Source organism: Methanococcoides sp. DA23 (genome assembly GCF_057593895.1).
Window position 1 is genome coordinate 2255718 of record NZ_CM172520.1, and the last position, 15225, is coordinate 2270942.

A 15225-nucleotide genomic window follows, 5' to 3' on the forward strand; every position below is an offset into this window, starting at 1 on the left:
CAACACTATGGAGCTGAAGAAAATGAGATCAAGTGGATTGCTAAGCGTTCTCACATTTTCAGAAAAAAGAAAAGACCTTCTTTTCTTTATAGAAGAAGAACCTCGTACATTATCACAAATAAGGGAATATTTCAAAGTGAGCTCGCCAGAGATATCACCCCGAATAAAAGAGATGGTAGCTTCAAACCTTATATTCAAGGATGAAAAAAAGTACCACATTACACCGATCGGAAAAGTGGCATCCAAATATCTAAGACCACTGATAAAAACCCTTGATGCCATCGAAAGGAACGAGGATTTCTGGAAAGATCACTTACTTGATGGAATACCACAAAAGCTTCTCGATAGGATCGGTGACCTCAGTGAATGCTCTGTCCATCAGGAAGGCCTGGAAAACATCTATGACTCCCACAAAAATTTTCTTGGGAACGTCACAAATTCAACCGAAATAGATGGAGTTTCCACCATATTTATCCCGGTATATCCGGAATTCTTTGTCAGCCTCGCCAAAAATGATATCCCTACAAAGCTTGTTCTGACAAAAAATGTATTCGAAAAGGTGAAGGACGAATACAGAGATTCACTGGAGACGTATCTGAACTCTGACAATACAAAGCTCTACCTTATCGATGAAGCAAAGGTCGCATTCATTGTAACCGACAATTTCTTTTCTATGTCATTGTTTTTCAAGAACGGAACATATGACCCACAGAACGATCTAATAGGACACGACAAAGCTGCTGTGCAATGGGGAAAAGAGTTATTTGAGCATTATAAAGAGAAAGCAAGGGAAATTAAATCCCTTTGATCTTCCATACGATATCAAACTCCCATAATTGCTCTTAGACCTACGATCATACTCGATTCGCCATCCACAACGAACAGTCGTTTGTACAACCTGTTCTTTGACTCTTTTTCAACCGGTGCTGCAAAGCGATCGATACAGACAAGACCTGCAATGAAGCTGTAGACCAGTAAAATCGGCTCATAGGCAAGAAGATCTGACATTATCAGGATCGATAGAAGGGAATGAGAGAACAGGTGGATCCCCAGAAGGATATCACGTGTCTTTTGTTCGCCAAGACTTACAGGAAGTGTCTTTATTCCTGCCAGGGCATCGCCCTTGAGATCCTTGAAATCATACACAGAAGAGTTTACGAAAAGTTTGCACCCAAAATAAAGGAATACAGCAAACACCGGAAATATGCTTTCTGCATACCAACCTGCAATACCAGCAATGAATGCACCCCAGGTTATGCCGACAACCAGGTTCTTCACACCGAGACCGCCTTTGAGCTTGAGATGATGTTTTCCGACCTTGATCCCTTTACTGTAAAGGAAACCGGTCACCAAAGGCAAAAAAGCAAGAAGCAATAAACCGTCAAGGAACAAGAAATAAGCACCAATAAGGAATGTCAGCAATGACGCAAATAGTGCAATCTCCCGTCTTGCCCCGGTAAGTTCAGACCTGTTAACTGCGTCTTCCTCAGAATCAAGCGCACGATCAAGAGTATAGACAGAATATACCACCAGGCCTCCACCTATACAGGAAAGGACATTGAATTGCATCTGCAGTAAAAGGAATGCGAGGTATATCCTTAAAGCGCCGGAGACCGACACCAGTGTAGAACTGTTCAAAAGGTGTAGCGTTGGCCACAGACTTGAAATATCCGGGAAATGATATGAATTTTGGTTGTTTTTCGGAAATCGGACATTACTTAATGAGAAAGATGTTTTTTCACCCATAGATATAAAATTACACAACCCCCTGATATTATTAATTCAGTATACAATTATACCATTGAACTACTTATGTAGTGCTGATCGGTTAAGTCATAGGATCCTAAAAGTCACACAAAAAGAAAGATAGATACGGAACTGTTTTATAAGGTGTTTTCTTTTCATCCCACAGACTTCTGAGGAAATACCTATGAACGAGAGATCCAGAATGCTTTCAGAAGATAGCATTAAAAAGGTCCTTTTTAAGCTTTCACTACCTGCGACCGTTGGAATGATAGTTCAGGCCCTCTATAGTCTTGTAGATACTATTTTCGTAGGACGGGCACTTGGGGCGGAAAGTGTACAGGGTATTGCAGGGATAACCATTGCATTCCCGATCCAGATGATAATCATGGGAATAGCACTCACAATAGGCATAGGAAGTGCGTCCATTATCTCCAGAAGTTTAGGTGCAAGGATACACGAACGTGCAGATATCGCACTCGGGAATGCCATAACTGCCATACTTGCACTTAGCATAGTTATGACGATATTGGGTTTAGTTTACATTGAACCCCTGCTGAGAATGTTCGGCGCCACAGAAACTATCATGCCTTTTGCATACGATTATACAAAGATAATCCTCTACGGCACGATCTTCTTTGCATTTTCCATGACACTCAATAACATTGTTCGTGCAGAAGGAAATGCAAGGGTGGCCATGTTTACAATGGTAATATCAGCAGGGCTTAACATAATCCTTGACCCCATATTCATCTTTGGACTGAATATGGGCATAAAAGGTGCAGCTATTGCAACCGTTATTTCACAGGTGGTAAGTGCCCTCTACCTCTTATATTATTTTACAAAGGGAATGAGCAGTTTTCATTTCCACATCAGATATTTTGTACCCCACCCAGAGATACTAAAAGAGATGGTCACCATCGGAACTTCCTCATTTGCAAGAAGTGCATCGGGAAGCCTTATGGTGATAGTGATAAACAATGTGCTTGCCATTTACGGAGGAGATATTCCCATAGCAGTATTTGGTGTAGTTAATAGATTGTTCATGTTCACTTTCATGCCAATGATAGGTATTGTACAGGGCCTGCAACCGATAGTGGGGTTCAATTATGGTGCAAAGAACTACGAAAGGGTCATCAGTTCTACAGCATTGGCCATGAAAGTAACAACATTGGTATCGATTGCAGGTTTCTTAATGCTATTCATATTCCCAAACCAGTTGTTCAGCATATTCACCACTGACCAGCAGTTGATAGAGGCAGGAAAAACAGCAATGAGGATAATGGCACTTGCACTGCCCCTAGTCGGATTCCAGATAGTAGGAGCATCCATATATCAGACACTTGGAAAAGCAAAGCCAGCATTTTTCCTGTCAATCAGCAGACAAGTACTTTTCCTGATACCGCTTGTCCTGATACTACCCCGTTTCTTTGAACTTCAGGGAGTATGGATGGCATTCCCATTATCTGACGGACTGTCTTTTCTGGTGACCTTCGTCATGCTGGCAAAGGAATACAGTCTTTTCAAAAAGGATATACATCCCGATCTTTCCTGATTCATTTGTGATCATCGGAAGCGTTGTCCCACCACATCCTGACCCGCGTGGTATCGCCAAGGTGCAGTATGGAACCATCTTCAGTGACCGGTAGGATCTCTTCCAGATATTCCCTGAGTATAGAGACCTGCTCTTCAGTGTATGCCCTATAATGCGGAACATAGTGTTTGACCGCTTCATCCATGGAAGAAAAGTTCATACTTCTCTGCATGGGGAACACCTCCATATTGGGGAATATACCCATGTCATAAAGGACATTGTACATGACATTGCACTTAGGGGAACTGTGATATTCCTCATTGTGCAGAGCAGGCCATATGGCACGATATTGATCATCCCAGGAGGTCTCCCCTGCAAACCAGTAAACATAAACAGGCCCACTGGAAACCGCCTGTATCTTTTCGAACGTTTGCCTTATGTCAGGCACATTCAGCGAATAGGAAGCAATGATGACATCGAACTTCCCGCCAAGTTCATCAATATCGATGTCTTCCCAGCCTTTGTGAATGCACTTGACATTGTTTATGCCCAGTTTCTCTATATTTTCCTGCAATACTGACATCATGCCATCCGAGGGTTCAACTGCCACCACTTCCCGAACACGTTTGGAGATAGGGATGGCCAGAGCACCTGGACCGGAACCAATATCAAGAACACGCGAATCCGCTTTAAGATCGAGCTCACTTAAAGTCTGTTCAATGCGGTCAGCACCCTTGTTCTGTGACATTTCCCAGTATCTTCGGGCATTTTCCTTGCTTTCCCAGATATCAACTTTTTCCAGAGTTCCCTCGACCTCATTATAGAGCCTCATCTGTTCCTTCCAGACATCGTTCCAGTCAATTTTATTCAGGTTCATAAGAAATGGAATTGAATTCATATTGCATAAATGTTCTTAAGATCAGAAAGTTGCAGTTAGAATAAAGACATTATTTTATTCATGAATTTGCTCAAGAAATTGGAATTGGAGCTTGAAGCCTCATTTTCATCAACTATTGCAGATCTCGAGGAAACATCCTTAATAATATCTTCTCTTTCGTCGCTCAGAATTGAAGACTTCATATCGCCACTTGCATTATTCATTTGTGCACTTTTATTTCTTACATCATTCATTGACACACTTACATTTCTTAAATCATCAATTCGAGCAACAGACGTTTCTTGGTTGCCCATCAAAATTTGCTCAAAATCTTCTGAAGAGTTTTCCATTAGAGAATTGAACTTATTAAGTGAAGATGCAAATTCTTCCTCATTGGAAGATTCCTGGATTTCATCCCTGACATTTTTCAGCTCAACTATAAGGATCTCAGCTTCTTCAACAAACAATGCATCATCGCTGTTTTCGATCTCGTTCTCAAGGAGTTGTATTTTTGAATTTATCAGATTTGTAAATCCATCGGCACCGGGATCTAATCTGGCATTATCAGACATATCCCCCTTTGCAAAAGCACTTCCTGATATTGAGCATAACAAAATTAACAGTACAGCGAAAGTTTTCAGACTTTTTATCATATTAAACACCATTATAACAATTATTTATTGGATCATAGAACAAACGTCAAGAATAAAGATGGAGCTAATTGCTCCATTTTTAACTTTAAGATGTTTCTTAATTCAATGGCTGAAGCTCATTCTTCAACTGAACCCATACCCCTTGAATGCATACCGTTCATCTGCCCACGAGGATGCATTTTGCCATTTGAGCTTTTAAGTTCTTCAGGCATGTCTTCAAATATGGGAGACAATGATCCCATTACTTCTTTAATTTCCTCTTTGTCTTCAGCAGAAGATATGAGTTCCTTTGCATCTTCAAGCTGGACTATGTGCTCATCTATAAGTTCCTCAGTGATCTCTTCATTTTCAATGTCATCGAGGTTCTCTTTTAGAGTCTCCAGCCTTGCAATCCTTTCATCAAAAGAAGTGATCAAGCGATCTTTATGGAACTCAAATGCATCTTCTTCACTTTCAAACTCCATTGGACATACAGAGCGGTCATCAGAATCTCTGGAACTCATATTATCAATATCAGAACCGATTCCATGCATCCCTTCAAAGATTGGGGACAATGATTCCATTACTTCATTAATTTCCTCTTTGTCTTCAGCAGAAGAGATGAGCTCTTTTGCGTCTTCAAGCTGAACAATGTGCTCATCTATAAGTTCCTCAGTGATCTCTTCGTTACCAATGTCATCGAGATTCTCTTTTAGAGTCTCCAGTCTTTCGATCCTTTCATCAAAAGAAGTGATCAAATGCTCTTTATGAAACTCAAATGCATCTTCTTCACTTTCAAACTCCACTGGACATACAGGGCGGTCATCAGAAAGGAAAAGTCCACCACCGATCCCATGTGCCATCCTATTCTTTTCACCGAACTTCATCATTGAGAGGTCTTTTGTAGTACTGTCTTCTGCCGCGAGCGCACCTGTTGGAAACAAACTGAATACCATCAGGATAGCTGCAAAGCAGCCAATTGTTTTCATTATCTTATTTTTCATATTATCATCTCTGTGTCCCGGCAATATCCGGGTATTCACAATTCACCCACTTGCAGTCGAGAATATAAGCATACTTACAGACAAAAAGGATTTAAAGTATTTAATTATGAAAAAGAAGCTTATTAGAACTCTAATAAACGTATTGAACATTAATAAGCCTTTAAATTGATAATATAATACAAAATTTCGATATTGTTTATTCAAAAATAATTTGAATAAGATGATGTTGATATATCATCAAAGAAACTTAATAGACACTAATAAAAGAGATGAAAATTGCATAGATTAATAATATAGATAGAGAAATGCATTTAATAGATATTTAGATTCTCTTTTAATCAATGAAGGATAAATAAAGGATATTGAAGTTAAAAAAGATCATAAGATACATATTTCAATATACGAAAAAACAAAATACTGTCCCTTCATAAAGTATGTTTATATCTTCAATAGCAGAACTGGAAGTATTCATTGATCGCATTGATCTGGGAAAGAGGATTATCAAAATGAAAAAGGTATTAGGCATTACATTAGTTTTACTGACATTCATACTACTGACTTCCGGTTGTGCTGATAGACAGGATAAATTCCAACACGAGGTAGTAAGACCTATCTGGTTCACATCGGACATAGTACATGACAACGGTTACTGGCCATTCGATAGCGAACATAAACCATTATATAAGAATAAACCACCATTTTTTGTAGATGATCAGGATATTGCCAATATCATAGACAAGGATATCGAAAGATCTGAAAGTGCACTTAAACATTTCGAGAAAGAAGCGGAGAGGCTGCAAAATGAAGGTGAGGATGTTAACTTACTGACCAATAGGATCGAAGAAGCTAGTCAACATCTCGAAAATGCTAAAAAGAACAAGACCCTTTCGGATGAACTTTCGCAAGACAATGAAAACTTCACAACAATTAGTGGAGAACAGAAAGACTACCTTTTCAATGCAATTGAAGAACTCCGAATTGTTCATGAGATATTGCCACAGATATTCAATGACGAAAGAATAATGAAACCTGGACAGGTTAAACTAAAGGATGATGTATATCTGAATGGAAGTGGAAATGGAACTGCGGTTCTTTCAGGAAACATCGAAATGACCTTTTCAGTTCAAAATGCTGCGGTCATGATCAGGGATGAAAATAATGACAAGATAATTTCCATAGATGGAGAATATACGCAGGAAAGCAACATCGATCCAAAGATCGTAGCTTATCACAATGTGAACGGTACAATGGACATCACCGGAACATCCACCATAGTGATGATACGCGGACAGAGTATTAATTTTAAGGCCATGGGTGATGGCTTTGCAGCACTATCAGGGAACGGAACCTACACTTACGAAAAAGAGAATGAAACAATTCCAATGGAATGGCTAGCCCATGGATTTGGCACTAAACGTCAAACTAGTTAAATAAAAAAATGAAGCCCATAACAATTATATTCTGGATCGCCATCGTCCTGGCGTCAATGCCATTAGCAAGTGCAGATAGCACTGCCACCATACATGGAGTGGTTTATGAATGGGACACTTTCGAGCCTACTGATAATGTATACATAGAGATAAACACAACACCCATCCAGTCCATAGTTCCACAATACGGTATCTACTCATTGGAATTACCTCCGGGAAATTATCTGATCACAGCTACTTCATATAAAGAGAACACACTTGAATATTCCACAGAAGTACCACTGACCATCACTGACAATGGCACCTATGTGATCGATCTTTTGCTGATGCCCGTTTATTCAGATATTGTAGAGAGCGAAGAAAATGAGAAACTGCCAGCTACACAGGTTAGCTCAATTTCAATAGTTTTCTATCTGTTACTTGCAATCGTACTAATGGTAGTAATTGAAAGAACAACATCAAAAAATAAAAAATATCAGAAAAGGCACCACATTGAACCGGAAATAGAAATAACAGAATATTCAGCACCTGAATATGCTGAAGAAATTCTATTGGAAGATGAGAATCGGACATATCCTGAAGATATGAAAGATCTACCTGCAGACCTGCAGAAAATTGTGAAAATACTCCTGTCCAATGATGGTCGTATGACACAAAAGGACATTCGAAGCAGGATAGATTATTCAGAAGGAAAGGTTAGTATGATGCTAAACGATCTTGAGAAAAAGGGCTGGGTTGAAAAAAGGAAGGAAGGAAGAGGAAATATTGTATTCCTGAAAGATGAGCATAAACAAGAATAATTAATTGTTCTACCTCCACCCCATTTTAAAAATATATCATTTTATTGCGATCAACTATTATCAGCACTTTTTTATGATCTGCAGCATACCTCAAACAGCACTTTTTTTTGAATTTTACATACAATAATAGTTCTAATTTGATTATAATGCAATTAAATAGTTTTTTTAAGAATCAAAAGCTGTGAAAAAGCTTCATTACAAATTTAAATCTTATTCTTCACTTAGATTATAAAGTATGCTTATATTTAAGACCACTAATGCAGGATTGCACAAAGTGGTACTGAAACAGTACCATTAGCACTACACAAACCCATGAATGGCACCTGTACCCCTCACAGATCTATCTTACAGGTGCTTTCATGAGAACAAAAAAAGAGACGAGACGATTAAAAATATGAATGGAACAGAGCGTGTTGAAATGCAAGAGAGCAATGACCCGCTGATAAAGCTCAGTGATGTCTGGAAAACGTACCAGATGGGAGAAATTGAATTTGATGCATTGAAAAATGTGGATCTGGACATATACAGTGGAGAATTTGTTGTGATCCTTGGACCCAGCGGAAGCGGGAAAAGCACAATGATGAACCTGATAGGTTGCCTTGATGTTCCAAGTAAAGGCATCATACGTCTTGAAGATCAGGACATATCAAAGTTAAAGGAATCAGATCTTGCACAGATTCGGGGACAAAGCATAGGATTCATTTTTCAGCAGTTCAACCTGATCCCCACACTCAATTCTTTAGAAAATGTCATACTACCCCTCGAGTTTCAGGAAGTAGATCCCGAGATTGCTAAAAAGAGAGGAAAGGAACTTCTGGAGATCGTGGGTCTTGGGGATAAACTTACGAATCTACCCTCCCAGCTTTCCGGAGGACAACGCCAAAGAGTAGCCATTGCACGCTCACTGGCCATTGATCCACCCATACTCCTTGCCGATGAGCCAACCGGCAACCTCGACAGTAAAACCGGAACCTACATACTGGAATTTCTGAACGAGATGCACAAAAAAGAGAAGAAAACGATCATTATTGTCACACATGATACCGAACCGATACAGTATGCAGACAAGATAGTCTACATCAGGGACGGACAGGTCGAGAAGATAGAATACAGAAATAAGATGGAGAATTGATATGAAGAAAACTATACTATTATTACTACTCATCTGCATGAGCATCGGAAGTGCTTCTGCAGCAGTTTATGTGGATTCCTCGATGATAACGATTGATATGTTAAATCAAAACCCGGACCCTGCAAGGCCAGGAGAGACCATGGAGATCACCCTCAGTGTGATGAACGATGGAAATTCAGACCTTGAAGATGTTACAGTTACCATCGAACCGGAGTATCCATTCTCAAAAGTGACAGGTGAATCCCTGACCCAGACAATACCATATCTGAACTCCCGACAGGATGACGATGATGCTGCCATACTCAAATATAAACTGTTTATAGATAATGATGCACCTGAAGACCTGTATGAGCTGGATATAGTCGTAACTGACAGTGAGAACGGTGGTGCCGTCACAACGACCGTCAATATTGACGTCCGTGGAAAGGAATACGCACAGATCGTCACCATAACTAAATCAAAAATCGACATAGCAACCGAAGAACCGCTTGAGTTTATTGTAACCAACACCGGAAATTCACCCCTGAAGAACATGGTGATCTCATGGGATGAAGAAAGCGGAGTTGTTCTGCCAGTATATTCTGATAACACCAAATATATCGCATATCTCGATGCAGGTGAATCTGCAACAGTGAGCTACACAGTCATGGCCGATGTGAATGCGGTTCCCGGGCTTTATCAGATGGATATCTGCCTGAGTTTTGAGGATTATGACTCAAATACAAATGAGATCACTACGAAAGCCGGACTTTTTGTTGGAGGAGAAACCGATTTCGATGTTTCTTTCTCTGAGAGTGCAAGTGGGGAAGTCTCACTTTCTGTTGCCAATGTGGGGAACAATGAGGCATATTCTGTGAAAGTATCAATTCCGGAACAGGATGCATACAAAGTTACAGGAAGTTCTTCGACCATTGTGGGAAACCTGGAAAAGGGAGATTACACCATCACTTCTTTCAACGTTGTCCAAACCACAAATATTGCGACAAACGAAAATATTGATGATGAAAATTCAGGTACTGGAGAAGATAGACCTGCAGACCGTTCTGCCAGCAAAAGTTCAGGTGATGAGCTGACAGCAATTATAGAATATACTGATTCGACTGGACAGAGGCTTTCGGTTGAGAAAAACGTTGATATTTCGTTTACCTCAAGTGCAACTGGAGAAAGTGATGTAGCATACGCCAAGAACAGGAGTACAAGTAGCGGAACCAGCACTACCACATACCTTCTGATCTTCGCCGCAATCGTTGTAGGAGCTGCTGTAGTATATAAAAAGAGAAAGGACAAGGAAAGGGAACAATGAGGTACAAAACATCTCTTAAACTTGCGACCAACATCCTTCTGCACAGTAAGATCAGAAGCTGGCTAACCATCATTGGCATCGTCATAGGTGTTGCATCAGTAGTTAGTATCGTTGCTCTTGGAGATGCAATGACAGAGAGTGTTGAGAGCAGCTTTGAGGACATGGACCTTACGATAATAACCGTCACACCCGGATATTCCGGTGCTCAGTCATCCATGGGACCAGGCAGGGGTGAAGGCGGAGGTGCTGCCACCACCACTGATGAAGATGAACTTACGGATAAGGACATAATGGCACTTCGATCGGTCGAAGAGATAGAGTACATGTACGGTCAGATCAGTGGGAAAGCCGATGTCGATTATACTGGAGAAACTGCATCCCTATCAGTTACCGGAGTGGACCCACAGGTGTGGAAGTACACATCTAATATGGACTACGATTCAGGCCGTGCCCTTGAACAATCAGACAACTATGCGGCAGTGATCGGATACAATGTCGCAAATGAATTGTTCGATCAGCCAATTGGAGTGAACCGAGTTATAACAGTTGGAGATAAATCTGTAAGAGTGGTAGGAATACTGGAAGATGGGGAGAACAATAATGCAATAATAATGCCGATAGATGCTGCGATCAATATTATAGACGATGCCGAAAAAGACGTATATGGATCGATAGTGATAAAGGTTGAAGACGAATATGTAGTGGAATCGGCTGTTGAAGAGATAGAGAGTAACCTTCTTGTCTCACGCCATCTTGCTGAAAAGGACAGGGATTTTTCAGTAACAGATTCAATATCACAGATGGAGGGAGTATCTGATATGGTGTCATCAATGACGTACTTCCTTGGCGCAATTGCGGCAGTGTCCCTTATAGTCGGTGCAGTGGGAATTGCGAATACGATGTTCACTTCCGTAATGGAAAAGACAAAGGAGATCGGCACAATGAAAGCCATTGGTGCGAAGAACGGGGATATCATGATGATATTTGTTATGAACTCTGCACTTGTGGGTTTTGTTGGCGGTTTTTTAGGAATAGTTCTTGGAGAGATAGTTTCACGAGTTGTCATACCCATGAGCGGATTCCAACTGGGCCGTACAACTGCATCGACCACCGGGCTTTCCCTCGAACTGATGGTCCTTGGGATAGGACTTGCAATGTTGATAGGAGTTATTTCCGGCGTTATCCCTGCATACAGTGCATCCAAGATGAAGCCGGTAGATGCTTTGAGATATGAATGAACAGACTGTAGACATTACATAGTTCCTGCTAAAAAACTGGCAGGAACACTACTCTTTTATTTGTCACTATATCCTTACGACTTGCAAATCAGCGTATTTAATAACCATCAGGATAATCTACTTCGCATGAATTTTACCAAAAGACCTTTTCTGTTGACCATACTTGATGGCTGGGGATATTCTCCTGAGGAAGAAGGAAATGCCATCAGTACAGCCAACACCCCCAACCTTGACAATTTACTGGAGACATATCCGAATACACTTCTCAGTGCTTCAGGCGAGGATGTGGGACTTCCAGAGGGACAGATGGGCAATTCTGAGGTAGGACACCTGAACATCGGTGCAGGACGTGTTGTCTACCAGGACCTTACACGCATCAACCGGGATATAGGGAACGGAGACTTTTTTAAGAACCCTGTATTGAAGCAAGCAATTGAAAATGCGAGAGTGCATGGTTCTGCATTACACCTTATGGGATTGTTCTCTTATGGTGGTGTTCACAGCCACATGAAACATCTTCTTGCACTCATTGAATTTGCAAAGGCTGAAGGAGTTACTGAGATATTCGTTCATGCATTCCTGGACGGACGGGACGTTCCCCCTAGAGCTGCACTTGAGGACATGAAGGAACATGTGGAATACTGCAACAACTTGGGGGTCGCAAAGGTGGCCACTGTTTCAGGACGTTATTATGCCATGGACAGGGATAACCGCTGGGACCGGACCGAAGATGCATACAATGCCATCATCGTGGGCGAAAGTGCATATTATTCAAAAGGACCCATCGATGCCATTTCCGAGGGATATGGGAGAGGCGAGAATGACGAATTCATCAAACCTACGGTGATCGTCGATGAAAATGGCAGACCCACAGGAACTGTGAATGAGAACGATACGGTCATTTTCTTCAATTTCCGTCCTGACCGCGCAAGGCAATTGACCTATGCTTTCGTGAATGATGAATTTGATAATTTTGAACGCAAAAGCCATCCGAAAGTGTATTTTGTATGCATGAGCGAATACGATGAAAAGCTGGATGTCCCTATAGCATTCCCTTCGGAAGAATTGAAGAACACATTGGGAGAGGTGCTCAGCAAAGAGGGAACAAAGCAGTTGCGTATAGCTGAGACAGAGAAATATGCACATGTGACATTCTTTTTCAATGGCGGTGTTGAGAAGCAGAACGAAGGGGAGGACAGATGTCTGATCCCATCACCAAAGGTGGCAACCTATGATCTGAAACCGGAAATGAGTGCCTATGAGGTCACCGAAGAGCTCATAGAAAGGATAAGATCTGGAAAGTACGATGTGATCGTGCTCAATCTTGCCAACATGGACATGGTAGGACATAGCGGCATAATGGAAGCGGCCGTTAAAGCGGTGGAGGTCGTTGATGAGTGTGTGGGAAAGATAATGACCGTAATAAAGGAGGCCGGTGGCGAAGCTATGATAATGGCAGATCATGGCAATGCCGAAAAGATGGTAGAGTTCTGCAACAATACGGACAGGCAATGCCACACAGCCCACACACCAAATCCGGTACGCTGTATCTATGTGACACAGGAAAAAGGAGTCGAACTTCAAAAGGGCAGGCTTTCAGATGTTGCACCCACGATCCTGAAGATCATGGGTATTGAAAAGCCACCGGAAATGACCGGTGTTCCTTTAATAAAGAACAGTTAAAACCATTGATCAAGAGTGCTTTGACTGCCACCCATGTTCGCTTCAAGGCGGTCAAGTGCTTTATTGACCCGATCCTCTGAAAAATCGTGTTTTTTGCAGAGAAGATCAATTACCCCGGCACGGTCAGGCTTGGTCCATTTCAGTTCATAATCATCTGTTACCGGCGGGTTCATGAAGAAATCCCGTTTAGCATCAAGGCCTTCGATCTCTTTTCCAAGTTCTTCAAGTACGGTTTTTATATCGCCGTGTTCCTTCACCAGTTTAAGCGCCCTTTTCGGACCGATGTTCTCGAGACCGGCATTATAATCTGTACCCACACACATGGCAATATCGATCAATTGCTGTCTTGTAATGCCAAGTTCCCCAAGGGAATCCTCAAGGGATAAGACCTCAGGTTTAACATCCACATAGATGTTCTTTTTCGGAAGCTTCCGCTTACCGGTAATAGTGAGATTTCGAACCACCCGTGGTGCACCGAAAAGAAAAGAATCATAGTCCTGTGAACCGATATAATCAGCATCTCCTTTTTGCACCATGTAGGAGGCCTGTGCCTCCCCCTCGGAGGGCGCTTTCACATAAGGGATACCCATCAATTCCAATAATCTGACAGAATCTTCGATCATCTCATAGGTCACTTTTGAGGAGGCCTGTGCATACTTATAGGCTTCTTCCTCAAGTCCCTGTGCTTTTGCATCTTCCCATTTAGCAGTTGCACTTTCCCGTACCTCATGCCGTTTTGCCAGAGTATCGGATTTGAAATCAGGAGGTTTGCCATCAAAGACAAAAATGGGTTTAACGCCTGCTTCGATGAGATTGGTAAGCCTGTAGAGGATACCCGAAAGATGAGAGGTTATCTGACCACTGGAATCCTTTAAAGGGGTTCCGTCGCGTTGCCTGATTATACTTAAGAACTGATAAAGAGTATTGTACGCATCTATAGCCACTACTTTATTCGAAAGCCCAGCTAACTCGATCGCATCCTTAAGAAGTAGATCCCCAATATCCGTACCCATGTTCAAATGATGTAAATATTATATATCTCCAGAGAGACCGTCGGTAATGGAAAGTCTGATATCGATGACAGAATCATCGTTTGCATTCATTTTTCCAACTTTAAGGACATTACCATCCCTTTCAACTACTTCTGTCTTGGTCACTTCGACCTGGTGTCCATCGCTACTAGTATAGTTCTTATGTACCACTAGAAGCTCCTGACCACCCACAGAGCCTTTTCCCACCATTGAGACCAGATTTTTTATGATCTGCTCAAATTCAGAATATATCAGTATTTCTGAATACTTTCCAGCCTTTTTAATTATGCCAATTGGTTCTAAATTGATGCGCATATACGCACTCCCTTGAATCTTAGCAATATTACAAGTTCCACAATATACTGGTAGACATATATGGGTTTCGGCAGATGTCGACAGGCACAATTTAATAGAACAGTTTGTCATGCAAATGATTCTGCCCAGAGCAATGAAAAAAAGAGAGGGAATTAACGATATGATTTCCTGTTAACTACGTCCATTGCCTCATCCACTACAGTGATAACTTCGTTCATCTTCTTGTCCATTGAGCTCTCAATGCTCTGTATATTGATACGAAGAGAACGTTCCTTATCATCCAGCGTCTTTTCGATCCTCCGAAGCCTGATATCCAGAGAAAGGATCATCGCAGCCAATGCACCCACCATTACAATAGCAGAGAGTATGATCAAAGAATTAGCAGAACTGGGTTTGAACCTGCCAAGCCATTCATAGGTCAGCACAAAAGAAGATACAACCATCACGATCGAAAATACAATGTCCCGGGGATCCATCATTTTACCTCATTTACTAAACGTACA

The 15225-nt window shown here is 41.4% G+C and carries 15 protein-coding genes; 8 read left to right on the forward strand and 7 right to left on the reverse strand.

The annotated features are described in order from the left end of the window. Window positions 1–7: 7 nt before the first annotated feature. Window positions 8–808, forward strand: a complete 801-nt coding sequence (locus AC20MK_RS11160; protein WP_487355878.1) for a helix-turn-helix transcriptional regulator — start codon at window positions 8–10, stop codon at window positions 806–808. A 14-nt stretch (window positions 809–822) separates the two neighbouring features. On the opposite strand, the gene AC20MK_RS11165 is transcribed toward AC20MK_RS11160, so the two are convergent. Then, window positions 823–1746, reverse strand: a complete 924-nt coding sequence (locus tag AC20MK_RS11165) for a UbiA family prenyltransferase (RefSeq protein ID WP_487355879.1) — start codon at window positions 1744–1746, stop codon at window positions 823–825. Between the two features lie 184 nt (window positions 1747–1930). Between AC20MK_RS11165 and AC20MK_RS11170 the strand changes: the two genes are divergently transcribed. Beyond that, window positions 1931–3298, forward strand: a complete 1368-nt coding sequence (locus tag AC20MK_RS11170; protein ID WP_487355880.1) for an MATE family efflux transporter — start codon at window positions 1931–1933, stop codon at window positions 3296–3298. Window position 3299: 1 nt separating this feature from the next. Here the strand turns inward: AC20MK_RS11170 and AC20MK_RS11175 are convergent, their stop codons facing one another. The 3 genes from AC20MK_RS11175 to AC20MK_RS11185 form a co-directional block, all read right to left on the reverse strand. Further along, the gene (locus tag AC20MK_RS11175; RefSeq protein ID WP_487355881.1) at window positions 3300–4154 is read right to left on the reverse strand and encodes a class I SAM-dependent methyltransferase; all 855 of its coding nucleotides are present in this window, start codon (window positions 4152–4154) and stop codon (window positions 3300–3302) included. A gap of 56 nt (window positions 4155–4210) precedes the next feature. Continuing rightward, window positions 4211–4807, reverse strand: a complete 597-nt coding sequence (locus AC20MK_RS11180) for a hypothetical protein (protein ID WP_487355882.1) — start codon at window positions 4805–4807, stop codon at window positions 4211–4213. A 116-nt stretch (window positions 4808–4923) separates the two neighbouring features. Continuing rightward, on the reverse strand, window positions 4924–5790 hold the full coding sequence (locus AC20MK_RS11185; protein ID WP_487355883.1) for a hypothetical protein: 867 nt from the start codon (window positions 5788–5790) through the stop codon (window positions 4924–4926). 506 nt (window positions 5791–6296) lie between these two features. Between AC20MK_RS11185 and AC20MK_RS11190 the strand changes: the two genes are divergently transcribed. The 6 genes from AC20MK_RS11190 to gpmI all read left to right on the forward strand — a co-directional run bounded on the left by AC20MK_RS11190 (window position 6297) and on the right by gpmI (window position 13376). Further along, window positions 6297–7220, forward strand: coding sequence for a hypothetical protein (locus AC20MK_RS11190; RefSeq protein ID WP_487355884.1), 924 nt, complete (start codon window positions 6297–6299; stop codon window positions 7218–7220). Window positions 7221–7276: 56 nt separating this feature from the next. Then, window positions 7277–8020 (forward strand): helix-turn-helix transcriptional regulator, encoded by a 744-nt coding sequence (locus AC20MK_RS11195; RefSeq protein ID WP_487355885.1) that lies wholly within the window; start codon window positions 7277–7279, stop codon window positions 8018–8020. A 394-nt stretch (window positions 8021–8414) separates the two neighbouring features. Beyond that, window positions 8415–9152 carry an ABC transporter ATP-binding protein gene (locus tag AC20MK_RS11200; RefSeq protein WP_487355886.1) on the forward strand — a complete coding sequence of 246 codons (738 nt, stop codon included), beginning with the start codon at window positions 8415–8417 and terminating at the stop codon, window positions 9150–9152. Window position 9153: 1 nt separating this feature from the next. Continuing rightward, complete coding sequence (locus AC20MK_RS11205) at window positions 9154–10455, forward strand: COG1361 S-layer family protein (protein ID WP_487355887.1); 1302 nt, start codon at window positions 9154–9156, stop codon at window positions 10453–10455. Further along, window positions 10452–11693 (forward strand): ABC transporter permease, encoded by a 1242-nt coding sequence (locus AC20MK_RS11210; protein WP_487355888.1) that lies wholly within the window; start codon window positions 10452–10454, stop codon window positions 11691–11693. The genes AC20MK_RS11205 and AC20MK_RS11210 overlap by 4 nt, the downstream gene beginning before the upstream one ends. A gap of 126 nt (window positions 11694–11819) precedes the next feature. Next, window positions 11820–13376 carry a 2,3-bisphosphoglycerate-independent phosphoglycerate mutase gene (gene gpmI / locus AC20MK_RS11215; RefSeq protein WP_487355889.1) on the forward strand — a complete coding sequence of 519 codons (1557 nt, stop codon included), beginning with the start codon at window positions 11820–11822 and terminating at the stop codon, window positions 13374–13376. Here the strand turns inward: gpmI and fen are convergent. The 3 genes from fen to AC20MK_RS11230 all read right to left on the reverse strand — a co-directional run bounded on the left by fen (window position 13373) and on the right by AC20MK_RS11230 (window position 15201). Next, window positions 13373–14389: a flap endonuclease-1 gene (fen, locus tag AC20MK_RS11220; protein ID WP_487355890.1), complete on the reverse strand. Its 1017-nt coding sequence runs from the start codon at window positions 14387–14389 to the stop codon at window positions 13373–13375. The two genes, gpmI and fen, sit on opposite strands and share 4 nt — an antisense overlap. 18 nt (window positions 14390–14407) lie before the next feature. Continuing rightward, on the reverse strand, window positions 14408–14722 hold the full coding sequence (locus tag AC20MK_RS11225) for a hypothetical protein (protein WP_487355891.1): 315 nt from the start codon (window positions 14720–14722) through the stop codon (window positions 14408–14410). Window positions 14723–14874: 152 nt separating this feature from the next. After that, the gene (locus tag AC20MK_RS11230) at window positions 14875–15201 is read right to left on the reverse strand and encodes a hypothetical protein (protein WP_487355892.1); all 327 of its coding nucleotides are present in this window, start codon (window positions 15199–15201) and stop codon (window positions 14875–14877) included. Between the last annotated feature and the right edge of the window lie 24 nt (window positions 15202–15225).